Annotated in this window: 1 rRNA gene; it reads right to left on the reverse strand. The window is 53.8% G+C overall.

The annotated features are described in order from the left end of the window. Positions 1-258: 258 nt before the first annotated feature. Positions 259-385: ribosomal RNA gene (locus H6M51_RS24320) — 23S ribosomal RNA — on the reverse strand; the annotation flags it as partial.

Below are 385 nucleotides of genomic sequence, written 5' to 3' on the forward strand. Positions count from 1 at the left end.
TGTTCGGAATGGGAACGGGTGCAGCCACCCCGCCATAACCACCAGGTCAGCTAAGGGCAATCATTGAGAAGCTGGCAGGCATTCGCCTGTTTTCTTTATTTGAACACGTCGTCTTTGCCATCGTCTGCCTGGGACTACCCATACAGGCCGATAGGCCGTCGCCAATCGTTTGGCGGCCCGTCCGGAGCGCGAAGCGCGTCAGGACAAAAGAGAAGCATCATCGGCTGCAAGCAGCGCTGATGAGCATAAGCAATGAGAACGATCAAGCCAATCGAGCTATTAGTAACGGTAAGCTTCATGCATTACTGCACTTCCACACCCGTCCTATCAACGTGGTCGTCTTCCACGGCTCTGATAGGGAATACTCGTTTTCAGGTGGGTTTCC

This window comes from Rhizobium sp. AQ_MP, assembly GCF_014237835.1.
Classification (GTDB): domain Bacteria; phylum Pseudomonadota; class Alphaproteobacteria; order Rhizobiales; family Rhizobiaceae; genus Allorhizobium.